This is a genomic window from Symploca atlantica LB2515 (assembly GCF_052546295.1).
This window is the reverse complement of sequence record NZ_JBQWMT010000001.1, coordinates 3,320,526-3,343,957: the sequence shown is the minus strand read 5'-3', so window position 1 is coordinate 3,343,957 and position 23,432 is coordinate 3,320,526. Positions and strand designations below refer to the sequence as shown.

At 44.3% G+C, this 23,432-nt stretch carries 21 protein-coding genes; 5 read left to right on the top strand and 16 right to left on the bottom strand.

The window, feature by feature from the left end; all coding sequences use genetic code 11:
• Positions 1 to 22 precede the first annotated feature (22 nt).
• Both ACT7WV_RS13870 and ACT7WV_RS13865 read right to left on the bottom strand, forming a co-directional pair.
• Entirely contained in the window at positions 23 to 718 is a 696-nt protein-coding gene (locus ACT7WV_RS13870; protein ID WP_445103454.1) for a 2,3-bisphosphoglycerate-dependent phosphoglycerate mutase, read from the bottom strand.
• Complete coding sequence (locus ACT7WV_RS13865; RefSeq protein WP_445103453.1) at positions 718 to 2,091, bottom strand: TIGR03279 family radical SAM protein; 1,374 nt, start codon at positions 2,089 to 2,091, stop codon at positions 718 to 720. Before ACT7WV_RS13865 ends, ACT7WV_RS13870 begins: the two co-directional genes overlap by 1 nt.
• Before the next feature lie 342 nt (positions 2,092 to 2,433).
• Between ACT7WV_RS13865 and ACT7WV_RS13860 the strand changes: the two genes are divergently transcribed.
• Positions 2,434 to 2,931, top strand: coding sequence for a sll1863 family stress response protein (locus ACT7WV_RS13860; RefSeq protein WP_445103452.1), 498 nt, complete (start codon positions 2,434 to 2,436; stop codon positions 2,929 to 2,931).
• Here the strand turns inward: ACT7WV_RS13860 and ACT7WV_RS13855 are convergent.
• On the bottom strand, positions 2,928 to 3,902 hold the full coding sequence (locus tag ACT7WV_RS13855) for an undecaprenyl-diphosphate phosphatase (protein ID WP_463424168.1): 975 nt from the start codon (positions 3,900 to 3,902) through the stop codon (positions 2,928 to 2,930). The two genes, ACT7WV_RS13860 and ACT7WV_RS13855, sit on opposite strands and share 4 nt — an antisense overlap.
• A gap of 550 nt (positions 3,903 to 4,452) precedes the next feature.
• Here ACT7WV_RS13855 and ACT7WV_RS13850 point away from each other — a divergent pair.
• Complete coding sequence (locus tag ACT7WV_RS13850) at positions 4,453 to 5,136, top strand: DUF3120 domain-containing protein (protein ID WP_445105648.1); 684 nt, start codon at positions 4,453 to 4,455, stop codon at positions 5,134 to 5,136.
• A gap of 142 nt (positions 5,137 to 5,278) precedes the next feature.
• Positions 5,279 to 6,286 (top strand): FHA domain-containing protein, encoded by a 1,008-nt coding sequence (locus ACT7WV_RS13845; protein ID WP_445105647.1) that lies wholly within the window; start codon positions 5,279 to 5,281, stop codon positions 6,284 to 6,286.
• Positions 6,287 to 6,319: 33 nt separating this feature from the next.
• Here ACT7WV_RS13845 and lipB read toward each other — a convergent pair whose 3' ends face one another.
• Positions 6,320 to 6,967 carry a lipoyl(octanoyl) transferase LipB gene (gene lipB, locus ACT7WV_RS13840; RefSeq protein WP_445103451.1) on the bottom strand — a complete coding sequence of 216 codons (648 nt, stop codon included), beginning with the start codon at positions 6,965 to 6,967 and terminating at the stop codon, positions 6,320 to 6,322.
• A 191-nt stretch (positions 6,968 to 7,158) separates the two neighbouring features.
• Between lipB and hpf the strand changes: the two genes are divergently transcribed.
• Positions 7,159 to 7,797, top strand: a complete 639-nt coding sequence (gene hpf / locus ACT7WV_RS13835) for a ribosome hibernation-promoting factor, HPF/YfiA family (protein WP_445103450.1) — start codon at positions 7,159 to 7,161, stop codon at positions 7,795 to 7,797.
• 184 nt (positions 7,798 to 7,981) lie between these two features.
• On the opposite strand, the gene ACT7WV_RS13830 is transcribed toward hpf, so the two are convergent.
• From ACT7WV_RS13830 to ACT7WV_RS13785, 10 genes are all read right to left on the bottom strand, one after another.
• On the bottom strand, positions 7,982 to 9,139 hold the full coding sequence (locus ACT7WV_RS13830) for a glycosyltransferase family 4 protein (protein ID WP_445103449.1): 1,158 nt from the start codon (positions 9,137 to 9,139) through the stop codon (positions 7,982 to 7,984).
• A 20-nt stretch (positions 9,140 to 9,159) separates the two neighbouring features.
• Positions 9,160 to 10,620, bottom strand: coding sequence for an MFS transporter (locus ACT7WV_RS13825; protein ID WP_445103448.1), 1,461 nt, complete (start codon positions 10,618 to 10,620; stop codon positions 9,160 to 9,162).
• A 98-nt stretch (positions 10,621 to 10,718) separates the two neighbouring features.
• Entirely contained in the window at positions 10,719 to 11,687 is a 969-nt protein-coding gene (recO, locus tag ACT7WV_RS13820) for a DNA repair protein RecO (protein WP_445103447.1), read from the bottom strand.
• Positions 11,688 to 11,895: 208 nt separating this feature from the next.
• Positions 11,896 to 12,579, bottom strand: coding sequence for a deoxyribose-phosphate aldolase (deoC, locus tag ACT7WV_RS13815; RefSeq protein ID WP_445103446.1), 684 nt, complete (start codon positions 12,577 to 12,579; stop codon positions 11,896 to 11,898).
• Between the two features lie 127 nt (positions 12,580 to 12,706).
• Positions 12,707 to 13,588 carry a peptidase gene (locus tag ACT7WV_RS13810; protein WP_445103445.1) on the bottom strand — a complete coding sequence of 294 codons (882 nt, stop codon included), beginning with the start codon at positions 13,586 to 13,588 and terminating at the stop codon, positions 12,707 to 12,709.
• 105 nt (positions 13,589 to 13,693) lie between these two features.
• The gene (secG, locus tag ACT7WV_RS13805) at positions 13,694 to 13,924 is read right to left on the bottom strand and encodes a preprotein translocase subunit SecG (RefSeq protein ID WP_445103444.1); all 231 of its coding nucleotides are present in this window, start codon (positions 13,922 to 13,924) and stop codon (positions 13,694 to 13,696) included.
• 185 nt (positions 13,925 to 14,109) lie between these two features.
• Positions 14,110 to 15,708: a 2,3-bisphosphoglycerate-independent phosphoglycerate mutase gene (gene gpmI / locus ACT7WV_RS13800; RefSeq protein ID WP_445105646.1), complete on the bottom strand. Its 1,599-nt coding sequence runs from the start codon at positions 15,706 to 15,708 to the stop codon at positions 14,110 to 14,112.
• A 698-nt stretch (positions 15,709 to 16,406) separates the two neighbouring features.
• Positions 16,407 to 18,104, bottom strand: coding sequence for an ABC-F family ATP-binding cassette domain-containing protein (locus tag ACT7WV_RS13795; RefSeq protein ID WP_445103443.1), 1,698 nt, complete (start codon positions 18,102 to 18,104; stop codon positions 16,407 to 16,409).
• 240 nt (positions 18,105 to 18,344) lie between these two features.
• Positions 18,345 to 18,707 carry a response regulator gene (locus ACT7WV_RS13790; RefSeq protein ID WP_445103442.1) on the bottom strand — a complete coding sequence of 121 codons (363 nt, stop codon included), beginning with the start codon at positions 18,705 to 18,707 and terminating at the stop codon, positions 18,345 to 18,347.
• A 161-nt stretch (positions 18,708 to 18,868) separates the two neighbouring features.
• Positions 18,869 to 19,144, bottom strand: a complete 276-nt coding sequence (locus ACT7WV_RS13785) for a DUF7219 family protein (RefSeq protein WP_445103441.1) — start codon at positions 19,142 to 19,144, stop codon at positions 18,869 to 18,871.
• A gap of 584 nt (positions 19,145 to 19,728) precedes the next feature.
• Here ACT7WV_RS13785 and ACT7WV_RS13780 point away from each other — a divergent pair.
• Positions 19,729 to 20,271: a pentapeptide repeat-containing protein gene (locus tag ACT7WV_RS13780; RefSeq protein ID WP_445103440.1), complete on the top strand. Its 543-nt coding sequence runs from the start codon at positions 19,729 to 19,731 to the stop codon at positions 20,269 to 20,271.
• Here the strand turns inward: ACT7WV_RS13780 and ACT7WV_RS13775 are convergent.
• Positions 20,261 to 21,724 (bottom strand): DASH family cryptochrome, encoded by a 1,464-nt coding sequence (locus ACT7WV_RS13775; protein WP_445103439.1) that lies wholly within the window; start codon positions 21,722 to 21,724, stop codon positions 20,261 to 20,263. The genes ACT7WV_RS13780 and ACT7WV_RS13775 overlap by 11 nt on opposite strands.
• A 24-nt stretch (positions 21,725 to 21,748) precedes the next feature.
• A complete protein-coding gene (locus ACT7WV_RS13770) occupies positions 21,749 to 23,329 on the bottom strand; it encodes a SpoIID/LytB domain-containing protein (RefSeq protein WP_445105645.1) in 1,581 nt (526 codons plus the stop codon).
• Positions 23,330 to 23,432 lie beyond the last annotated feature (103 nt).

Here is a 23,432-nt window from a genome sequence, read left to right as displayed (position 1 = left end):
CTCTCACTTTCATGCCAAAATTTCATGCCAAAATTATTTTATTAGTAGCTTTACCAGACTCATCAAAATCGTAAACGATGGGAACTCCGGTAGCTAATTCCAGCGAAGGCACGACTTCTTCGCTGAGGTTGTCCAATTCCATGATGATGGAACGCAAAGAATTGCCGTGAGCAGCGACTAAAACACTATCACCCTGTTTGAGGTGAGCTATGATGCGATGGCGAAAGAAGGGCAGTGTGCGTTTTAAGGTATCCTCTAAACTCTCTCCGCCGGGAGGACGCACCGAAAAGGAACGACGCCACTCGTGGACTATTTCTTGACCAAATTTCTCCGCAGTCTGGGCTTTATCCAACCCCTGTAAGTCGCCATAATAGCGCTCGTCTAAGGCCATGCTGGTAAAAATCGGGAGTTCTTGGCTTTTATCACCCTCATATTTATCCCATCCATGCCAATAAGGGTCATCGGCTTGGTGTTTCAGAACAGGAATTTTACCACCACAGATTTCTTCATATTCCGTAAGGCAAATTACAGCAGTCTCAATTGCCCGAATTAGTAGGCTGGTAAAACAGACATCAACCCGATAAGGGTTCAATTTCTGTGCAGCTTTGATAACTTGAGAACGTCCCAATTTGCTCAAAGGTACATCCACCCAACCAGTAAACTTGTTGGCAGCATTCCAAGTGCTTTGACCGTGCCGAATTAAAATCAATTTGGTCATTAGTTACGTATGTACTTGGTTGATTTCGCCTCAATTGGAGTGTAGTTGATGCAAGCCTCGATTAGCTCTTCAATGCCGTTGACAGGCAAAATTGGCGTCTTTAATTGATGGGCAAGTTCTTCTAGTTTCATATCATCTAAAAACAAGGTGTCACCATGCTTAAGCATCAGGGAAGGCAGCAAAATTGCTTCGCCTAAGTCTTGTTGTTGTAAACCTTGGAGCAAATCTTGACCAGTTAACAAGCCAGTTACTGTTATCTCCTGACCCCAATAACTACTAGACAGCGCTGCCAATCTCACTTCTAAACCAATAACAGTATTTAATTGCTCTACAAGCGGTGCAAAAGCTTGTTCTACAGCATTACCCACTACCCAGGTAAAACTTTTAGGTGTCTCTAACTTAGTTGGTAACAGGCGAGTTGCAGTGTCTTGAAACTGCTTAATAAATTGGCGAATCGAACCAACACCGTTGCCGACTTGTGGATAGTCTTCGTAATGGGATTCTGGAGGCAATTCCTGTCTGGCAATTAAAAACCACTCATCAGCTAACCAAGCGAAGGTAGAGCCTAGCTGATGGCGAAATTTCTTCTGTAATTGCTGTACTTGCTCAATTACTTGCTCTGCTTTCTGACGAGTGACGGCAATTATTTCATCTTTTTGGGGTCGAAAGCTGGTTAATCCTACTGGTACTACAGCCACTGAAGCGACGGCTGGCACCTTGTTGTGATGGAATTCCACTAAATCTAGCAAAGTGCGCTCTAAGTGAATATTATCATTAATGCCGGGACACACCACAACTTGAGCATGAATTTGTAGCCTTCGTTCCTCAAACCACTGTAATTGCTCTAGGATCTGCCCAGCACGAGGATTTTTTAGTAATTTTATGCGAATATCTGGCTCGGTGGCGTGTACAGACACGTAGAGGGGAGATAGCCGCATTTGTTCTATCCTGTCCCACTCTCTTTGAGTCAGGTTGGTCAAAGTTAAGTAGGAACCGTAGAGAAAACTAAGCCGATAGTCATCGTCTTTCAGGTACAAACTCTGGCGCTTACCGGGCGGCTGTTGGTCAATAAAGCAAAAAGGGCAACGGTTATTGCACTGGATTAAGCCATCAAATAAAGCTGTCTCGAATTCTAGTCCTAAATCATCGTCTTCGTCTTTCTCAATCTCGACAAAGTGACTCTTACCCGTGGCATCAAGAACTTCTAATTCTAAAATTTCGTCAGTACACAAAAATTGATAGTCAATGAGATCGCGGGGCTGTTTACCGTTGATTTTGACAATGGCGTCCCCTGGTTCAAAGCCCACCTCAGCGGCAATAGAGTTAGGGAGAACCTGGGTAATTAAGGCGGGACGAATAGAAGTCTCACTCATTCTTATCTATCAATAATTATGTCTATCTGTAGATAGACATAATTCGGTGAATTTTACAGTTCGATATAATAATGGTAAACCACTTAGAGTACTCCTAGATGATATCTGGGAAAATCCCGCAAAAATATAGGGGCAAGCTTTGCCGTAGGCTACAGAAACAAAATATACAGTTTTTCCTGTTACTCTAAGATGGCTATATTTAGAAGTCCAAGCATTAGACCTATCCAAAAATTAAGTTTTAGCTCAGACAAGACAAGAATTTTCGGTTCTTTTGCGGAGATATTTATGCCGTTTTGATTAGTCCAATAAAAAATACAAATGCTCAGAGTGCAAGTATGAAAGATGATGAAAATAGCAAAAAGCTTCCTTGGGATAGCCATACCAGTAATCGGTTATCTTTTGTTGGTAGTGGGCTATAGCTATCAATTTTGGCAGGGGAAGGAGACAAAGAAGACACAGGAAGTAACTCTCAAGTCAGTTGATGGGGAAAAGGAAGAATCTGCCGCCGTTACGACAGATTCTACTCCGGGAACAAGAAAGGAATACGAGCAGCAACTCGAAGCCAAGTTGACTAAATATTTCGCATGGATAGACAGTTTGAAAGTTAAGCTGCAAACAGCCGATAACAAAGCTCAAGCAAAGATTCGTCCGGAGCTCGTCGAGCTAGAGAAGCGAACAGAAGCTTTAAAGTTAGACTCCGATGCTTTGCGCTCTTCTAGTGCACCTCTTTGGGGAGAGAGGAAGTCTGATATCGATGCTGAAATAAAAGATTTAGATCAGTCCTTCACAAAGATAGAAAACCGTTTACAGGCAGCTAGAATACTGATCAAAGGCGGCTAACTGTTTGACAAAAAGCCTGCTGCGATCGCAGCCAAAATTACTACACCGAAGATTAAACGATACCAGACAAATATCCAAAGACCCTGTTTTTTTAAGTAATCGAGCATCCAGGCGATCGCTCCGTAGGAAAATATTGCTGACGAAATTACTCCCACAATCAGTGGTGCTATCCCTGCATCACCCAAGCCCTCTTGAAGCAAACCTACTAGCTCCACTAAACCAGCTAGAGTAATGGCGGGGATACCTAAGAGAAAGGAAAAGCGGGCTGCTGTTGCTCTTTCTAAACCCATAAACATACCAGCTGTCAGGGTTGAACCAGAACGCGAAACTCCAGGAATTAAAGCTAAAGCTTGAGCCAATCCCATTCCGACACCGTCTTTGGTTCCCAAGGCTTCAAAGTCGCGCTTACGCTGGCCAATTTTTTCAGCAAGACCCATTAATAATGCCATGACAATCGAAACACTAGCAATTGTGGCTGTGCTCCGCATGGGTGAGTTGTCAAAATCGGGAATAAACTTTTTGATTAACAGCCCAAAAAAAACGATGGGTAGGGTTCCTAAAGCAATTCCCAGTGCCATACGAAAGTCTTGGGACTGGTAATCAGATTCCCTAATAGCTCGAAGTGTACCGGTTGTTACTTGAGTCAGGTCTCCCCAAAAGTACCATAGCACTGCGGCAATAGAACCTAGCTGAATAATGGCAGTGAAGGCAACCCCTGGATCACCCCAACCTAAAGCTACTGGCACTACTTTTAAGTGAGCAGTACTACTAATTGGCAAGAATTCTGTTAACCCCTGCACAAAACCCAGAACCACCGCCTGAAAAATATTCATTTGGGGCGTCGCCGTAGTAGCAGTTGAAGTTATTTCTGGTGAGAGGTTCTCACCGAGAACTTTTAAGGGGAAAGCGAGGAAAGCGCTGACAGCACCAGCGCCAACAACCTTGAACAACTGACGTTGTGATAAAAACATACTTTTTTGTTTACCCACATTTAGTGGTGTCTAGAGCCTAAGAGTCACTCGTTAACTCCAGCACCAGATTTAGTTAGCCTCCGGTCAAGTATTACTGTCCTAAGGCTTGATCAGCAAGTTATTAGTTAAGGGATATTCCTGCTATGAGTTACTTAAAATTGCCAGCAGTATCCGGGATTTTGCTCAAGTTCTTCTGTTGGCAAACAGACTATAATAGGATAGTTACATCCCCCTGGGGGGGATACATAATTATGTTATATTGAGATATATAAACATAAGTAAAGAAAATTAAAATATTTTGTTGAGTAATACGTGGTTGTTATCCGCTGTATCCCGGCGATCAAACCAGCTAGGGAATTTTTTGGCATCTCAGCCAGCACCTGAGATGCAGCAAAACACTATGCTTGATCGTGAAACCAATGTGCTTAAAGCAAGCCATGTTCAAGCAAATCTACCTCTAGCAACTAAAACAAACTCAGCAGTAGCATTAACTGAATTGAAAGGGGCAGCAGCCGCCACACCGGATCAGCAGTGGCATGGTGCTACCCTGATGCCCACCGAAGAAGAAAAGGGGCAGCAACTGAGTCTAGCGAAGGGCAATCGCCAAGCCTGGTTATTATTTGCTGCAGCCTCCTTCTTAGTTTCCGTACCTGTGTTCGTACAAGCGCCACTAGTACGGCAACTACCATGGCTGAGTTTATTACTCACATTTGCTTGGGTATGGTGGGCATTAAGACTCTTAAAACGTCCGGTTACTCATGTTTGGGGCGACTTGCTACTGGGATTTAGCTGGAGTTGGCTAGCTGGGTCAATTTATTGGGGCTGGCTACGTGGGGAACCCTACTATCACTTGCCGATAGAGGCAATTGGTTTGCCCTTCGCCTTATGGGGTTTGTGGCGTGGTTGGGGAAGGGTGGGAAATTTATTCTACCTAGGTTCCCTGTTTGGCACAGTTTTAACAGATGTATACTTTTATATAACCGCTTTAATTCCTCATTGGCGTCAGGTGATGCAGGTTGAACCAGCACTAGTAGCACCAATTTTTCATAGTGCGCTAGGGCAAGTGCAGACTCCTTGGGGAATCAGTTGGGCAGTGGTGTTAGTGGGTACTCTTTTGCTCGTCGGTCTTTGGTCATTGACTAAAGAGCAAGTCTGCTGGTGGGCATTTAGTGGAGCAGTCTTGAGTACAATTTTGGTAGATAGTCTATTTTGGGTAGCAGCTTCTCTCGCCTGAATCAAGTAAATTGAAAGTTTCTTAGGAAAAACATTTCAATCAGGCTTAGTTGGCGGTTATCCTTAAAGGAATCGCCTGGTTGGCTCTGGAGTGCATCTCAACATATCAACAAAATTGTAGACCCGTCGTTGCTTCTGTGCCTGTGGTGACTCTGCGATCCACTCCTTACTTACTTTTGACGACTGAAACTGGTAATCGTTATCTACCCCTGGTTGGTAGTAATTGCTGGACAGTTGGTCGTAGTGATGATAATAACTTTGTGCTTTCAGATCGATGGATTTCTCGAAATCACGCGATGTTGCAATGTACAAATACCGCTGATTTCTATCTAATTGATTTAGGAAGCCGTAACGGCACCTTTGTCAACGGTAGACGAGTTAGTATTCCCGTAACATTGCGTAATGGTGACCACCTGACTTTTGGTCAAACTGAGTTAGAGTTTCATTGCCCATCGACTAGAACCGGAAGCACTGACATACCTGAAGTTGAGGATAATGAAACCTTGACTTCGACCTTGCATGTGCGCCGTATGATCTCAGTGATGGTGATTGACATTCGTAACTTTTCTGTGCTGTCGCGCAAGCTCGATGAAAAAATTCTCTCGGCAGTAATTGGCACTTGGTTCCGCTATTCAGGAAATATTATCCGCCAATCCGGTAGCTGGGTCGATAAATATATCGGCGATGCTGTCATGGCAATTTGGTTTCATGGTCCTGAAGGGGTGACGAAAGAAGAGGTAATGAAGATTTTTCAGGGAGTCAGTGCTCTACACAAAATGACTTCGGCTATCTCTGAACAGTACCCTCTGCCTTTTCCGCTACGAATTGGGACAGGAATTAATACTGGCTATGCCATGGTGGGCAATACTGGTAGTGGTGATCGCCCTGATTACACTGCCATTGGCGATACTGTCAATGCTGCCTTTGCTCTAGAATCTGTAACCAAGCAAATTCGTCGGGATATTGCTTTAGGAGAAGACACTTACAATTATTTGTCGAATTTGGGTTATCAGGAGATAGGCTTTGAGCAATACAAAGTTAATCTCAAAGGCCGCGAGTCTTCTGATTTGGCCTACGCTGGCACCTATACGGATTTAGATAATTTTTTGCGAATTCATGCCTCAGGGGAAGAAATTCACTATCAAGATTGATGGAAGCAACTTTTAAACCTGCAACCTGCAACTCTAGTCTTCACTGATCAGCTCAACTCCAAAAACTGAGGCAAATGCCGCAGCGACATCTGGACGCACCTGAGCCACACTAAGATTAGGAATGAACTGAGCAAGGCTACCGACGGGTTTATCAGAAATACCACAGGGTACAATTTGATCAAATCCTTTGAGGTCGGGGCAGATATTCAAGGCAAAGCCGTGCATGGTAATCCAGCGCTTCACTTTGATACCAATCGCAGCTACTTTGCGCCCCTCTAACCAAACGCCAGTCATCCCAGCAACGCGATCGCCTTGAAGACCATATTTACTGAGCAGTTGAATCACTACCTCTTCAAGCTGTCGCAGATACCAGTGCAAATCTGGTTGATAATGATGCAAGTTCAAAATGGGGTAGCCCACTAATTGACCGGGACAGTGGTAAGTGACTTCTCCACCACGCTCTACTCGGTGAATTTCATAGCTAACTTTAGCTGGGTCGAATTTAAGAAAATTGAGACTGGCTCCCTGACCAAGAGTGTACACCGGAGGATGTTCCAGCAACAAGAGGACATCTTTGAGGGTGGGGTCTTTAAGGCGTCTAGCTACAAGCGATCGCTGCTGCTCCCAGGCTAGGGAGTATGGTGTCATTCCTTGATTTTTTAGTAAGCATTGACGAGGCAATCTGCCTACCTCCTTTACCTAACTTTAGCGTAGACGCCTAATGTCAACGAATGCAAAGGAATTTGAAGAGAATTCAAGCTGCGATGTTCTTTATGATACAAAGTGCTACGGTGTAAGTATCTTTCAAGAGCGACAATTGTTACCCGAAGCCGCTCTTTACGACTCAAACATTATAAGATGGAGTAGTCAGTATGAAGCTTGTGATCCAGGGTAAAAATATCGAGATCACCGCCGCAATTCGTGAGTATGTAAATCAGAAAATAGAAAAGGCGGTTAATCATTTTCAAAACATAACCACAGAAGTCGATGTTAATCTATCTGTGGCCCGCAATCCCCGGATAAATTCTAAGCAGACTGCTGAAGTGACCATTTATGCCAACGGGACAGTAATTCGTGCCCAAGAAAGCAGCGAGGACTTGTACGCTAGCATTGACCTGGTCGCCGATAAAATTCACCGTCAGCTGCGCAAGTACAAGGAGAAACTTCAATATAATAAGACCCACGTTCAACCCAAGACGGGCGTTATTGTCGAGGCTGCACCAGTAGCAGAAGACCTAATTGGCGATCGTACTCCAGAGCTACCTGACGCCGTGGTGCGCATGAAGTATTTCGCTATGCCGCCAATGACGATTGAAGAAGCCTTAGAACAACTACAGTTAGTTGATCACGATTTCTACATGTTCCGCAATGCCAAAACTGATGAAATTAACGTGATTTATGAGCGTAACCATGGGGGATATGGCGTAATTCAGCCCCGCAATGCTAATGGTCATACTAATCACAAAAATGGCAAAACTTCTCAAAGCATGGAGCTAGCAGCAGGGAACTAATCAGTTCTCAAGATCTCTCGAGGATTTAGTGGTCTGTAGTATTTAGAAACGGGTAACTTACTCGATATTGGTTCTCGATAATTAACAGTCAGTCAAGACCTATTTCAACAGGTGCAGACTGGCTTTTTTCTTAATAAGAAAAGCTACCTCATTGCAACCCAAAAAGCTTAACAATTTTCAACATTTAAGCAGTGGAGTTAATATTTATCAACTTTACACGCTGCATCTGTAGAATCTCAGCATAAAGCTTTTCGAGCCTGGTGATATTACCATTGAGCGTGTAGCGTTCGAGAACTCTAGTCCGAGCTTTCTGCCCTAGTAAAGCTGTCCACTCTAAATGATCCCGAAACAGAGGCAGGAGGGTCTGTAGTTGAGCAGCTACTCGATGGGTGTTGAGAGTAACACCAGCACCATCTTCCAAGACTTCCCCATCAGCACCAGCATCTGTGGCAACACAGGCTACCCCACAAGCCATGGCTTCGAGTAAAGATAAAGATAGCCCCTCCAACAGAGAAGGTAAAATAAATACATCCGCTGACCGCAGAATCCCGATTCGCTTGTGTTCATCGGCAATAAATCCCAGCCAGATAATGCCGTATTCCTCTCCGTAAAATGGCATCAAAGACGCTGAGAGAGGGCCATTACCAACAATGAGCAGCTTACTTTGTTCTCCAAGATTAGACTGCTTCCAAGCCCGCAGCAGTGCTTCAACGTTTTTTTCTGCGGAGATGCGACCTTGGTAAACAAATAGGCGTTTTGCCTTAAATTGCGACTTAAAGTCTGATAGACCAGGAGAGTACTTGCTTTCGTCCACTCCATTGGGAATCACCTCTAGCTTCTCTGGTGGAACGCCCAAGCGCACTAGTAAATCGCGCTGTAGTTGAGAAAATACGATTACCCGATCATAGTGTGCCAGAAAAGGTGCATACAGTTGATAGGTGAAAATTTGGGTACCTGATTTGAGGTTACGTCGCTTACCATCGAATGGGGGATGGAAAGTTGCCACTAGGGGTATATTGAGTTCTTCACAAATCTCTGGCAGTAAAAAGTCTAAGGGCGATAAAGTCAAAGAGGCATGCACAATATCGGGTCTTAGCTGCCTTAGTGACTGTGTTAAGACCTTACTCGCTTTCGGAGTAGGGATTGTATAAATTTGAGATTTGTAAAAGCAAGGAAGCGATACTTCCTGATAACCAGACCAAGTATGGTCGTCTCCTTCTTCTTGGGCAAAGTGAAGGAAACTGACCTGATGGTTTCGGTCTAGAAGTGAGTTGGTGACTTCTCTACCGTAAGTTACATTGCCACAAAAGGGTGATTTTTTTCCAAGCCAGGCGATATGCATTCAGGTTGAATACCGAGTCTCTATGTTTTAGGGGTTGGCACTGTTGCTCCTGTACGGGAAATATACCAGGTTAAGACCCCTCCCGCGATCACAAGTGCTGCCAAACCGCAAAATACATACCCTAAACCGAAGATTGTTTCCGCAATGCCGGCTAAAGCTAAAGGTAAGCTCAAGGCAATATTAACGGCATTGTTTTGTAAGCCGAAAACTTTACCCCGCATTTCTTCTGGAGTTTCTGCCTGGATAGTAGTCTGCATCGGTATCCCCACCATTGCCGCGAAAGCTCCCAAAAGCATTGTCATCAGTAAAGCTATCCAGAGATTATGGGTAAACACTGACATACCAACTAAGGCTGCTGCCATACCAGCCGAACCATACAGGCTTAGCTTGGTATGAGAGAAGCGTTGACCCCAGTGACCCAAAATTGCTGCACCACAAGCCATACCAACGCCACCAGCCGCGAGTAAAAAACCGAACTGTGAAGTTTTGATAACGGGCAGAGTTTCTGCTAAAGGAACTGCTAAAACTGCCAAAGCCGCAAAGACAGAAAATAAAATCATCAGTTGAGTCATGGCATTGCGGACGCGCTGATGATGCTTGACATAACGCAGACCATCCCAAATATCAGAAAAGACGTGGGGTGTCTCCCCTTCAGGAGCATCTGTGTTTTCGCCAGTTTTGAGCAGTAATAGTAGGAAACCTGCAATTGCATAAGAGCCTCCTACTACCAGTTCTTTGCCAAAGTCCCAACCAATACCCAGCTTTTGTACCAAGGTGTCTGTCAGTGCTAAGAGGGGGTCACCCACAGCAAAGCCGATAATTAACGACGCCATCATCGTAGTAGTGTAGAGGGAGTTAGCTGGCAACAGATTGCGACGCTTGACAATTAAGGGAATTACCGCCTGTTCTGCTGGAGCAAAAAACTGGGTTAGTGTAGAAATGCCAAAAGTGATTATTAATAGAATATAGAAGCCTACGGGCAAATGGTAAATTGGGGCCCAATCCCTGGTGAGCCACAATAACATAGGCACCGCCCAAACCAGGATACCTCGTAGGATGTTTGTCGCTACCAATACGGCTTTTTTAGACCATCGGTCTACAAACACTCCGGCAACTGAACCAAACAGCACTGCTGGCACCGTGAAAGCAATCATAATTGCCGATACCCAGCCACTGATGCTCTGATTAGTGTCCTGAAAACGAGAGTCAATCAGGGCAATCATCAGCACCAGATAAACCTTGTCCGCCAGTTGAGAAAAAACCTGACCACTCCATAAAGCTAAAAAGTTGTAGTTCTTCAGGACTGGAATAAACCCTCGCCTCAATCGCTTGACAGAGGGGATATCAACTTTTTCGGCCGGCAAATCCTGGGCTTCACTGGTTACTAATTGCTCAGATTTATATTCGTTTTCCTCACCCGTAAGAGCGCCATTGTTTTGGGGAAGATTTTTTTTGGCTTGTTCAGACTCAGATAATCGCATTCTGGCTTTTTGGATAACAAATCGAACCCATTGTTGCTAAACTGCAAGATATTAATGTTTTATTAAAGTTTAATAAATTAATACTTCGATAAATATAATCAGTTTGGCATAGATAAATCATCTAATAATTTGGCTGAGCGAATTGACCTACCTAGGTGGTATTGAGTGTACTCCCTCAAAATTAGCTCCACTCTTACCCAGACTTGCTCAATAGACTTGATGTCAGAGAAGCTGCCTGAGTATTCAGATAAGATGGCACTCAACTGTGGTAACTCAGAGGATCCTAGTTGTTGGAAAATTGCTAACTCAATAGCATTAAGTTTATGGTTCAGTCGTGGCAGAGTTACTGTTCTTTCGTCATAGTTGTTGCTCTCAGTTGCCTGAGTATACCTTTCTTCACTAGCAAAAACAGGGTATCGTGATTTTAGTCGCTGGGATTCACTTTTAGTTACTTCCGGTTTAGTTACTTCCGGCCGCTTAGGTGCCAAACTCACCGTACCACCTGCCTCGATACTAAAACCAATCCTCCAGTTAGGATCAGCGAAATCTGGATTAATTGAGCGCTGTGTGAGACAGCATAGTCGAAGCTGAGGTGCGATCCCTGCTAAAGCCAGTAGATGAAAGATGCCTTGGGATAAATGTGCTATTACAAAGCCAGAGCCTGAGTGTTGATCTTTCTGGTTGGGCAATTGTTCTAGACGCCTTAAATGCTCATTGAGTAACTCGTAAAGTTCTTCTTGCGGCTGTCCACTTAAGGCATGGCAGAGGACTAGTTCTGCCAAGTATTGGCTGGCTGCCAGTTTACTTAAATCTTTGCAGAACCCTGGATAAGAGACCAAGGTCTCCGCTTGGGTAATTTTATCAAGGGATTTTCCCTTTGCCAAAAGTAACTGATTGACGACAAACAAGCCACTTCTGCCTGCTAATTTCGATTTCTGGTTGCGTGCTCCTGGTGCTACTACCCGAATCAGACCATACTCCCGCGTTAAAATTGTCACTAATCGGTCCGCTTCTCCTAGCGGTATACTTTTGAGATTAATTCCAGTGGCTTTGTAGGTTCGACTCATTGAACAAGGGTTAAAGAGTTAAAAGGTTACCAGGTTGAAGCTTCTTGTCCTATGAAAGTCCTTAGCTGATGGTGCACTCAGAGGCAAGACCTGTCGATTGAAGGTCAGAAGGGTTGAAAATTAAGCTTTAAAGGTTTACGAAGTCAATATTTTGGCAAATAGCCTTTACCCTTCAACTGTTGCACAAACTGCAATCTTGATTAACTGGCTAATCTTCCATCTGTTGAGGATTACTGCGCTGTCGGAGCAAATCTGGACCACGAGATGTGCCGAGTCGCGTCGCACCAGCGATCACTAACTCCAACGCTTGCTCAAAGGTACGTATACCTGCTGATGCTTTAATGCCAATTTGTCCCTTGGTTAGTTCTTTGAGAAATTCAACATCAGCGACTGTAGTGCCTCCATGCCAACCAGTGCTAGTTTTCAGGAATTGCGCCCCAGCATCAATGGATATTTCCGCCGCCAAACGTTTTTCTTCATCTGTCAGCAGGTTTATTTCTAGTATAACTTTGACAGTTTGACCAGTTTCTTCGCAAATTTGAGCAATTTCTCGGTAAATTTCGTCTGTTTTTCCTGCCTTGAGTGTACCCAGGTTAATAACCACATCTAGTTCTGTGGCTCCGTTTTCCACCGCTTCTTGGGCTTCGTAAAGTTTAGTCAGAGGTGTCGTGGCACCTGTAGGAAAACCAATTACTGCACAAACTTTTGGTGCCTTGCCTTGCAGAAATTCAGCCGCTTGTTTGACGTGCGCTGGGTAGACGCAGACTGTAGCGAACTGGAAGCGCTCAGCTTCTTGGCAACACTTTTGTAGTTCTTCTGACGTGGCAGTAGACTTAAGTAGGGCGTGGTCAATTAGCGGTGCAATATCTATATCCGGATAGTCTGTAGCCATTGTTTTGTCTGCCAAAGACTCCTATTCTATTATTTCGCAAATCATTAAGTTTTTTAAAAAATTTCCGTAAAGTTTCTCAGAGAGTAGGTAAACCTTATCAGAGAGATTGACTTCACCACGATTTTTTTTAAGGAACCACTGGCCAACCCAAACGAGTTGGCTGTTTATATAACTGTTTGAGAGTATTAATATCCCTGACAGAAATCTGAGGCGGATGGCGTACTTGGGAAAAGTAGAGAGCATCTGTTGCTAAGGGAGAATGCCCCCAAATACCCAAAGCGTGACCGATCTCGTGACGAGCAGTAGCAAGAGTATACTCTGCCGTCTGGTCTGGAGTTAGACGAATGGTAAATCGATGTGCTATCGTAGCTTCTTCGGGTGCATCTACTTTTCGTCCCAGAAAAAACTCGTAGTTAGTTTCGGCCGAGCGAGCGCGGGGTAAATTAAATTTACCTGTTTCCCGGTCAACGGAGGCTTCTAGAGGAGGGCGCGATCGCAAAATAGAGATATCAGCTTCCTCTGAGTGAGAAACTGCTTGCAAAGGTAAATAAATACTCCATTCCTGTACAGCTTGTAAAACAGCATGAGTCCATGCTTGAAATCTTTGGACACTGGCACTAGCAGAATCTAGCTGTTCTGTTGTTTGTTCTACATAAATCTTGACGGGGAACTGCGACCAGACCAAGTACCCTAGGGGGGTAGTATTGACCTCATGGAAGTAATCACCTGCGCCTGTGGTGTCTTGCCAGTCCGCTAATGTCATTGGCAGAGGGTGAGCGCGAGGCAGTGGTAGGGAAGATAAGGGTGGCTCAGCTTTCGTCAAAGGAGAGTTACTCTGCAACGGCTGAAGGCTTTGCTGGTGGAAGAGTGTGGCTTCTTGTTGAGCTGCTGCACTCTGTAACTGAGTAGAAAAGATTAGCAGGCTAGTAGCGATCGCTATTCCCCGCCAAAACCAGTAGTACCTCTGTTTAGATCTAATAGTTTCCTGAATTTTTCGATAAATAAACAAAAAAACGCAGATGTATTTGCTGATTATCTGCGTTTGCCTGCATTTTTTAGAGAAAAACACACTCATGCTTATTAGATATTGACTTTTAGCTGATGAGCAATCTTGTTAGCCCACCCAACCGGCACTCAGAACAATTGTCAAGCCCATAAAAATAATAGCCAATGCCCAGGTAACGCGGTTTAGAGCTGTTTCTGCACTCTTAGCGCTGGTAAACAATTGAGCTTGACCGCCAATACCACCAATACCGTCTCCCTTGGGACTATGTAGCAGTACCAAAATAACCAAGCCTAAAGCAGATATTGCCCAGATAACTTGTAGAACTTTATCAATTGTCATATTGATACTCAAAATCCTCTGACGTAAGAGCGCCGCTGTGACCAAGAATTATGGTTTTGCCTCCTCGGTAAACTTTCAGAGGCAAAAGACGCTCTATCCCAGTTTAGAGTATCAGAGAATCTCTTGGGAAACTTATCTTTGGTTGGTCTGATTGAGCCTCTTTCCAGCTACTTTGCCGTAGGAGATCACAGAGAAACTCGTACTGGTGTCCGATTGGCTTTTACTTCCAAATTAGCTGATTTCAGTAGGGAGTTCCCAGTCATTTCGGGTGGCTGCGGCAGTTGTAATATGTCCAAAATTGTCGGAGCAATATCTGCCAATCGACCGTCATCGCGCAAAGCGACTTCTGTGCCATGACCTGGGATTTTCAAGCCTTCCCCTTCTACTAAAATAAAGGGTACAGGGCTAGTTGTGTGAGCTGTCCATGGTTTGCCTTCTTCGTCTCGCATGTACTCAGCATTGCCGTGATCAGCAGTAATCAGGGCTGTACCACCAGCTTTGCTAATACTTGCCAATAACTGACCTAGACAGTTGTCTACCGCTTCTACCGCCTGTGCACAGGCTTCAATGTTACCTGTATGGCCGACCATATCAGGATTAGCATAGTTGAGTACTACTAGGGAGTAGATACGCTTTTCAATAGCAGCTTTCGCTACCTTGGTCACTTCTTCTGCTGACATCGCTGGTGACTGGTCGTAGGTCGCGACAGAAGGACTTTGAATCATTAAACGATCCTCGCCTTCACAGGGATGCTCTAGACCACCATTGAAAAAGTAAGTGACATGGGCATATTTCTCAGTCTCAGCAGCACGAAGCTGGCGTAAGCCTTGTTGAGCAATCACTTCCCCTAAAATATTATTCAGGTTTTGAGGCTCAAATGCTACTAAAACTGGCAAGGTTGCATCGTACTGGGTAAAAGTAGCGAAACTAAGAGGTTCAATCTGCTTCCGTTCAAAATCTTCAAAGTCATCGCTAACGAGGGCATGGGTTAGCTGTCGTGACCGATCGGGACGGAAGTTAAAAAAGATCACTCCATCTCCAGCTTCCACGGCACCAGGAGCAATTCTCGTCGGAATCACAAACTCATCGGTGAGTTGTGATTCGTAAGAAGCTTTTAAAACCTCAATTACCTTTCTGCCATCCCCAGGACCATCTTGGGTCATTACCTGATAAGCTTTTTGGGTGCGATCCCAGCGACGGTCTCTATCCATCGCGTAGTAGCGACCACTGAGGGTAACAATTTTCCCTAACTTAATCTGGTCTATATGATCCTGAATCTTTTGAATTGCCTTGACACCTTCGTGAGGTTGGGTATCCCGGCCGTCTGTGATGGCATGGATACAGACTTCCGATATTGCTTGAGACTTGGCAAAATCGAGCAATCCCAGTAAATGGGATAGATGGGAATGAACGCCACCTTCAGAACACAAACCTACCAGGTGAAGCTTACCGCCTCTACTCTTAACTTCCTGGAGTACTTGCAGTAGTGCTTTGTTCTCTCTAAGGGTGCCGTCTTCGACAGCATCGGAGATGCGAACTAGTTCTTGAGGTACTACTCGACCAGCGCCAATGTTGAGATGACCAACTTCTGAGTTACCCATTTGACCATCTGGTAACCCTACATCCTTGCCGGAAGCACGAAGTATTGTTTTTGGGTAGGCTGCCCATAAGCTATCCATTACCGGTGTCTCAGCCGTGGCAAGGGCATTTCCATAAATTACTTCTCGGTAGCCCCAGCCATCCAGGATGACTAGCACCACAGGCGAGACAGGTGCTTGCATCATCATAGTATTGCCCTTTCTTCTAGATGAAGTTCACCGCGATCATAACACTTAGATTTGCATTTTCTACTCATTTTTTCTTTTAGTTAGAGGTGATTTTTTTGACAAAACAATGACCAAGAAAACTTAATTGTATCAATCCGGTTTGATTCATGAAAAATCAAGCTTCTGTGTATCAATTGACCGTAATAGATACTTGATAAGTTAGCTCAAATATAATTTTTCATGAGCAGTTGGGAGTTACTTAATGTAGGTTATATAGGTATTTTAAGGTTCCTTTAACTTAGTAAATGTTTCGTGATAGATACATGAACATTTCCTGACAATTAGCACTTTTTGTGAAGGTTCATCATCTCTTATAAAACATCTGAGCTTTGGTTATGGTTAATCTTCAAGAGTTTTGCTAAATTACCTTTGGGCAACAAAACTTGGTTAATGACAAGAAATAAATCTCAAAGTGCTACAACAATGAGTATTTATTCTCTGTACAAAAATGATAAATTTTGCTGGATTCACGATTTGATAAAAAATTAAGCCAAGAGTTGATTCTATACTAACTATCCAATAAAAAAAACTAGAGGAGAGATAGTTTTTCTGTTAGGTGAAAAACCCTCTCTCCTCTAAGTTGGACTAAATATTTTGCTGGTACTACAACAATAGCCGCTGCTAAGACACTGCTACCAACAAAGCCCTGAGCCAGTTTATTTACCTTTGGTGCCTGATTTTTTCGCCGCTTTTGCCGCTTTCTTACTTGATTTTTGGGCAGCAATCGCTTCTAAACGAGCCTGCTCTTTTTCTTGGGCAATTTTATCCAGATAGTAGTGGTAATTACCCAAATAGGTCAGGAATTCACCATCTCGGATTTCCACAATCTTGTTTGCCACTTTTGAGATAAAGTAGCGGTCGTGTGAAACAATAATCACCGTACCATCATAATTCTGGATTGCCTCCTCCATCATCTCTTTAGCCGGGATATCTAGGTGATTAGTCGGCTCATCCAGAATCAGCAGACTAGCAGGGCGCAGCAGCATTTTAGCTAAAGCCAGACGGGCTTTTTCACCCCCACTGAGAGAATTTACCTTTTTAAATGCCGTCTCGCCACTAAACAAGAACCTACCCAACAGAGTCCGCACTTCTTCATTTTTCCAGTCTGGCACTTCATCATGGATGGTTTGCATCACTGTTCTGCTCAAGTCTAGAGCTTCTGCCTGATTCTGCTCAAAGTAACCCGGAATAACATTATGTTGTCCCAACTCTACCGTACCTTCCGTGGCTTGTTCCATTCCCATAATCATGCGCAGTAGAGTCGATTTGCCTGCGCCGTTGGGGCCGAGGAAGGCTACGCGATCGCCCCGTTCAATTAATAAATCAGCACCTAAAAACAGAATTTTGTCGTCGTAGCTATGAACCAACTCTCTAATTGTCACCACTTCCCTACCACTACGAGGCGCTGGAGGAAAGCGGAAGTGTAGAGTTCTTAATCCGGCAGTTGGGGCTACAATACGCTCAACTTTGTCTAACTGTTTCTCGCGACTTTTTGCCTGGGTAGAACGAGTAGCACTGGCGCGGAAACGATCAACAAAGGCTTGCTGCTTGTCCAGTTCCTTTTGCTGGCGCTCGTAAGCACTCATTTGAGCTTCTTGCATTTCGGCTTTTTGTTGTAAATAAGCCGAATAATTGCCCAAGTAGGTTGTAGAAACACCGCGCTCTGTTTCTACAATCTGAGTACAGAGGCGATCTAGAAACTCTCGATCATGGGAGACAATTACCATGGGTGTTTTGAGGCCCTTAAGGTAATTCTCTAGCCATTCGATGGTTTCTAAATCTAAGTGGTTAGTCGGCTCGTCTAGCAGCAAGAGGTCAGGTTTTTGCAACAATATTTTGCCTAAACTCATACGCATTTGCCAGCCACCACTGAAGGCACTGACTAGTCGATCCCCGTCTTCTGGCTCAAATCCCATCTCTGGCAAGATTTTCTCGATTTGAGCCTCTAATCCATAGCCATCAAGAGCCTCAAACTGGCGCTGCAACTTGTCTAGCTGATGAATTAGTTTGTCTAGTTCTTCGGGAGAAGCAACTTCCATCTGGCGCTGTATCTGTGCCAATGATTGCTGTGTCTGGTTAGCCTCTTGAAATACCGTCCAAAATTCTTCCCGAACGCTGCGGGTAGGTTCTACTTCAAATTCTTGGGTGAGGTAGGCAATGTGTAAACTATTGGGGCGAATCACTTCCCCGGTAGTCGGTTCCATTTCCCCAGCAATAATTTTAAGTTGTGTGGATTTACCCGCTCCATTAACGCCAACTAAACCTACGCGATCACCTATCTTGACTTCCCAGTTGATATCCTTGAGAACTTCGCCAGTAGGGTAGATTTTACTGATATGTTCGAGTCGGAGCATGAGCTTGTATCCCAGGAAGATTTCAGCAGTGGTAGGAAGGGTAACTAGAGCACCAATAAGTTAGGTGCAGTTGCTGGTTGATTGATGCCAGAGTCAATTTTAACAAAATTTAATAGCAAATTCGTCACTAGCTAAGGGAAAATGTGTATCTGCTATTAGAATTTTGTGGTTTGTTGGTGGAATGTTACCGTGCCTTTCGCTTTTAAGCCTTGCCTGAGTCCCTACCGCCTTTGTTAAAACTCACCTCACCCTCTTGTTGATTGCTTCCAACAGTTGAGCGGTGGTAAACGGTTTAGTGAGATAACCATTTGCTCCCAGCAGTTGTCCTTGGTCAATTACGCTGTGAATAGTCTCAGCAGTGAGAAAAATAAAGGGAATGTTTGCTGTGTGGTCGTTTTGGCGGAGTGCTCTGAGTACATCATAACCATTGAGTTCGGGCATCTTGACATCGCACAAAATCAGATCAGGAGCAAACTCTCTTGCCAAATTTAATCCCTGGGAGCCATTCTCTGCGCCAATGGCATCAAATCCCTCTCTTTTCAGGATGTTAATCAGAATTTCACGAAAAATTTCTTCGTTTTCAATCACCAAAACTTTGGTCATCAGCGGTTATCTTGAAGTTTGACTAGGGTAAAGCAATACAGACAGCACTCACGACGGATGTTGTGCTACTAGTAGGCCAATCTTGGCAAACAGCCGCCTACTTGTCTGGAAACAGACAAGCTGTTTGCACCCTGTCGCAAACAGCCGAACTGTGGGCAAAACTATCTTGTCTCTGGCGTTTGAGTTCCCTCAATACCCATTAACTGTGCACTCCTTTTTAGCCGTTTCCAGAGATGATCAAGCTGTTCATAGGCTTGCTGAGGAGAGAGTTTCCCTGCTGTTTCTAGGCAAGAAATATAGGACACTTGCTGAGAAAATTCTTGCAAGTTAGCATCAAAGGCTAAATATTCAGGCTTGAATAGACCACGATACTTTCTTGTGGGGTACATAAACCTGTTCTTGCCGATCTGGTCTAAATGATTTATTTCTTGAGTCATTTAAATTTTATTCTCAATATTGCTTTTCTATCGTCTGCCTGAAGAACCTAATTTTAACTTTATCTTAAACTTTCTTTAAACTCTTTTTTTACCACAAACATAAGAAAATATCAATAGATGGGGGATCAAGCTACGGATATTCAGTTTACTTGCAGGTGTTAATAATCAAGTTTTGCCGCTAATTTAACTTGATACCATTTCAGCCAATTAGGAGTTAGGGTGTTGGTTTACCGTTAGGCATCAACACCAGGTAAGAGCAAGTAACTCAGTTATCAGCAGTTTCCAGTAATCGAGGAACTCTTATGTGTATATATTTCGACGTTAGGTTTAGCTATCAACCTTTGGAGGGGTTTATAATCTTCAGAATTTTGTTAGGCAGCCCTCTATATTGAACTTAGTTTGTTGTCAAAAATTTAACAAAAAATTGGTATTTGAAGTTTCAGGTTTTTAGGACTAGTTTGCTATTTAAACTCGGTTAGATAGAGCACCCAGTAGACACACAGCTAAGCAAATGGCATATTGCTATTGGTAAGGTCAAAGAGAGCTTTTTACTGTATCATCTATCAAAAATAGAGGCTTGGCATATGAAATTAGTCAGTAAGTCTTGGCACCAGTCTCAGAAACAAAGCCTACGTGAAATTGACCTGAGTGGAGCTTACCTCAGCAGAGTAGATCTGAGTGTGACGGATCTCACAGGAGCCAATCTGAGTGCGGCTTTTCTCACAGGAGCCGATCTCACAGGAGCTTACCTTAGGGGAGCGTACCTAATCGGAGCCGATCTCAGGGGAGCCGATCTGAGCGGAGCCGATCTCACAGGAGCCGATCTCACAGGAGCTTACCTGAGTGGAGCCGATCTCAGGGGAGCAGATCTGAGTGGAGCTTACCTCACGGGAGCCGAACTTTGTGGAGCAGATCTGAGCAATGCTTCTTTGAGAGGATGCCATCTCAGGGAAGCCGATCTAAGTGGAGCCGATATTAAAGGAGCTGAATTCTGTGGCTCTGACCTCACAGGAGCCGATCTCACAGGAGCCGATCTCACAGAAAACCAACTCTTTGAAATCATGTATCGTTCAGCCTCCGGTTATACCGGCAAACTCAAACTACCATCCAGCCTGATTAGCGCTTAAGAGCAGCATTGTAAATTTTCTCGTTTTTCTGAACCGACTTGATCAGATCCACTACAGGACGAGGATAATCAACGCCAATGGTTACTCCATAGTTTTTCTGCTCTTCTGGTGTTAATTGCCAGGGTTGATGCACCTTACGAGCAGGAATGGAGATCAGTTCTGGTAGCCAATGTTTGACGTAGTCACCTTGAGGATCGTAATCTTTTGACTGCTTCTGGATATTAAAGTAGCGAAAACCACGGGCATCATTGCCTACTCCAGCAGTATAGTTCCAATTTCCCCAATTACTGCAAACGTCGTAATCAATCAGGAGCGACTCAAACCACTCGGCTCCCATCTGCCAATTAATGCCTAAATTCTTAGTCAGGAAACTGGCAACATTTTGTCTGCCACGGTTGGACATAAAGCCTGTGGCTGCTATTTCCCGCATATTGGCATCTACTAGAGGAAAACCAGTTTTTCCCTGCCGCCAGAGGTCAAATCTTGCCCAGTCTTCTTGCCAAGGAATTGCTACTCCTTGCAAACCAGATTGGCGAAATAGATGATTACCGTGTTTAGCAGCAATAAAACGGAAATAGTCACGCCAGAGCAACTCGAAGACTAACCAATAGGTAGAATCATTCTTCACTCGCCTGGTTTCGTAATCCTGAACCTGCTCAAAGACATAACGAGGCGAAAGACAACCATTAGCCAGCCAGGGAGAAAATTTAGAGGAATAATCGGCTCCTAACATGCCATTTCTGGTTTGCTTATAATCTTTGAGGCAATTTTGCTTCCAGAAATATTGTTGCAATCTTGCCTTTGCTGCCGTTTCCCCACCGGAGAAAGGCAACACGGCACGTTGATCAAATATAGGTGGCTCAAGTCCAAAGTCGCTTAACTGAGGTAGTTTACCTGGCTCTATCTTCGGCAGTGGCGACAGGCTTTGGGGAGTAGGCAACGTGGGCCGAACCGTAGATTGTGGCTCCAGTTGTTTGCGGAATTTAGTAAATAACTGGGGAATTTGAGGAATAGCAAAGGGCAAATCATCGGCATGGAAGAGAGTAGCACTCCAAAAAGACTGAACTTTTACCCCGATTTGCTCTAATGACTTCTTCAGGGCAGATTCTACTCTCAATTCCTCTGAGGTTACCTCACGGTAGTAATAAACAGCCGAAATATTTAGGGATTTTGCCAGGGGTGGAATAATCTCCTCTGGTAAACCACGACGCACGAGTAAATCACTACCTAGGGATAGCCAACTTTTACGCAAGTCAGCAATACTTTCCAGCAGGAATTGGCCGCGAAACGCACCAGTTTTGGGGAAACCGTAAGCAGTTGTGCCAAATTGCCGCTCATCAAAGCAGTAGAGAGGGACAACTGGAGCATTTGCTTTGAGAGCTTGATGTAGCGGTTCATGGTCATGGATACGCAAGTCATTGCGATACCAGATAAGGATGGGTTTTTCAGTCACAGTGGCTAATTTGTCTGTAATTACTTACGGCTTGGTTGCTGGAGAAGCTTGTTGCCAGAAAACAACAGAATCATTGAGGGGCTGAATTTTAGTTCCAGGATAGTAGAAATTAAGAATCCGCTCTCCTGTCCAACCGAGTTTGGCTAAATTGTGGGCACCATATTGACTTAAACCTACCCCATGCCCAAAACCGCCTCCGACAAAAGAATAACCTTTAAGGGTTTTATCGGCTCCATAGATTGGTTCCAGGTAAAAGAGGGTACTGCGGGGAGGGCCAAAAGCACTACGGACTTCATTTTTCTTGATTTCAATCAGTCCCTTGTCGGTTTCTACCACTAATTTTAGAATTCTTCCTGCTGGGGAGCGCTCTACCACTTGCATCTGCTTAACGGTGGTGAAGTCAGCCAGTGGATGTTTTACCTTTTTAAGATAGCTTTGTAGATCTTCTGTGATTTGTTCTAGGCTACTTTGTCTACTCCAGCGAAAGGCACTCCTACCAGTTTCATTAAACCCCTCCTTCAAATTAATAAACTGGCGGAAGTTCTTTTCATCTGCTAGAGATTTTTGCGACAAATTCCAAATTGAGTTCGGGGAATCTACCACAGCTTTTAAGTAGGGACGCTCTGAACCATTCCAGACATCACTAAAAGGAGCGGAAACACCGCCAGTCACCGCAGAATATAAGGCATCGACCAGCTCATTTTGGTAAGTTAGCACCAAACCCTTAGTCTCAGTGATTGCTTGGTCAGCCAGGGAAGATGTACCAGTCAGTCCATAATAGACCTGGCAGTGGGTATCGGCACAAATTTCGTAGTCGTCAGCAACAAACCGACGTAGGTTTCGCAGGGCATAAGTACGGGCAAGAATTGTCTGAGCTTCCACTGCTGCATAGGGTGCACCTTGACCAATTTCATTAGGTACTACACCACGCAAATAGGTTTCTAGGGGCACCTGATTGACTAGAGTATAGGTGCCGTAGGCATTGCTTTGAAGTCGCATACTGCCTGCATAGAGGCGAGAGTTTTGTTGTTTCTCACCTTGACTTACTTGAATAAGATTGTTGCTTGCCGAAATCTCTAACTGATGGCGATTGTAGCGATAGCCACCGAGAACAAAAGATATTCTTGGCACTTCTTTAAGAATTTCTGTATCGAGATAGGCGGTTGTATCACCTTGAGCTTTGAGACTCTGTAAGAGCAGGCGTCGCAGTAGAGGTGTGTTATAGACGTCCTGTTTTGCCCAGACTTGCCAACGTCCAGGCTGTGTTAATTCGACTTCAATACCGCGCTGTTGCCACTGAAGAGCACTATCTTCTGCCGTTTCAAAGGTGCCGTGGTTGCTCAAAACCAAATGCTCTTCTACTACTGGTGATGGTAGTGGTTGCATTACTGTTTCTACTATCAAACTCTTAGTTTGTAGTGTTTGAGGTTGCATATCTCCTGAGAGAAAGCGTATGGTGAGATTATTGTCGGGTGTCGCTTGTAGGGTTAACTTGTCGGTAGGATTTTCTGCGAATCGTTGCACAATCCCGACGCTGATCTCCCTGTCCTGAGCTTGGGCAGCCGATTTAGGCAGGGCAGTGAGTCCCCAAATCGATAATGCCATCAGAACTGTACCCAAGCCGTAGCTAACTCGTTTTTTCTTCAGTATCGGATATTTCACTATTTTTTTCCCTCCGTCCTTCTTCATGAGTCATTAATCATTGACC

Bases quoted from the DNA above. Each gene is read 5' to 3' on its own strand.
- ACT7WV_RS13825 (WP_445103448.1), bottom strand. From the start codon at position 10,620: ATGCGATTATCTGAGTCTGAACAAGCCAAAAAAAATCTTCCCCAAAAC.
- ACT7WV_RS13870 (WP_445103454.1), bottom strand. From the start codon at position 718: ATGACCAAATTGATTTTAATTCGGCACGGTCAAAGCACTTGGAATGCT.
- secG (WP_445103444.1), bottom strand. From the start codon at position 13,924: ATGACAATTGATAAAGTTCTACAAGTTATCTGGGCAATATCTGCTTTA.
- ACT7WV_RS13795 (WP_445103443.1), bottom strand. From the start codon at position 18,104: ATGCTCCGACTCGAACATATCAGTAAAATCTACCCTACTGGCGAAGTT.
- ACT7WV_RS13850 (WP_445105648.1), top strand. From the start codon at position 4,453: ATGCCCACCGAAGAAGAAAAGGGGCAGCAACTGAGTCTAGCGAAGGGC.
- ACT7WV_RS13860 (WP_445103452.1), top strand. From the start codon at position 2,434: ATGATGAAAATAGCAAAAAGCTTCCTTGGGATAGCCATACCAGTAATC.
- hpf (WP_445103450.1), top strand. From the start codon at position 7,159: ATGAAGCTTGTGATCCAGGGTAAAAATATCGAGATCACCGCCGCAATT.
- gpmI (WP_445105646.1), bottom strand. From the start codon at position 15,708: ATGATGCAAGCACCTGTCTCGCCTGTGGTGCTAGTCATCCTGGATGGC.
- ACT7WV_RS13855 (WP_463424168.1), bottom strand. From the start codon at position 3,902: ATGTTTTTATCACAACGTCAGTTGTTCAAGGTTGTTGGCGCTGGTGCT.
- ACT7WV_RS13780 (WP_445103440.1), top strand. From the start codon at position 19,729: ATGAAATTAGTCAGTAAGTCTTGGCACCAGTCTCAGAAACAAAGCCTA.
- ACT7WV_RS13830 (WP_445103449.1), bottom strand. From the start codon at position 9,139: ATGCATATCGCCTGGCTTGGAAAAAAATCACCCTTTTGTGGCAATGTA.
- ACT7WV_RS13865 (WP_445103453.1), bottom strand. From the start codon at position 2,091: ATGAGTGAGACTTCTATTCGTCCCGCCTTAATTACCCAGGTTCTCCCT.
- ACT7WV_RS13770 (WP_445105645.1), bottom strand. From the start codon at position 23,329: ATGGCATTATCGATTTGGGGACTCACTGCCCTGCCTAAATCGGCTGCC.
- ACT7WV_RS13790 (WP_445103442.1), bottom strand. From the start codon at position 18,707: ATGACCAAAGTTTTGGTGATTGAAAACGAAGAAATTTTTCGTGAAATT.
- ACT7WV_RS13785 (WP_445103441.1), bottom strand. From the start codon at position 19,144: ATGACTCAAGAAATAAATCATTTAGACCAGATCGGCAAGAACAGGTTT.
- deoC (WP_445103446.1), bottom strand. From the start codon at position 12,579: ATGGCTACAGACTATCCGGATATAGATATTGCACCGCTAATTGACCAC.
- recO (WP_445103447.1), bottom strand. From the start codon at position 11,687: ATGAGTCGAACCTACAAAGCCACTGGAATTAATCTCAAAAGTATACCG.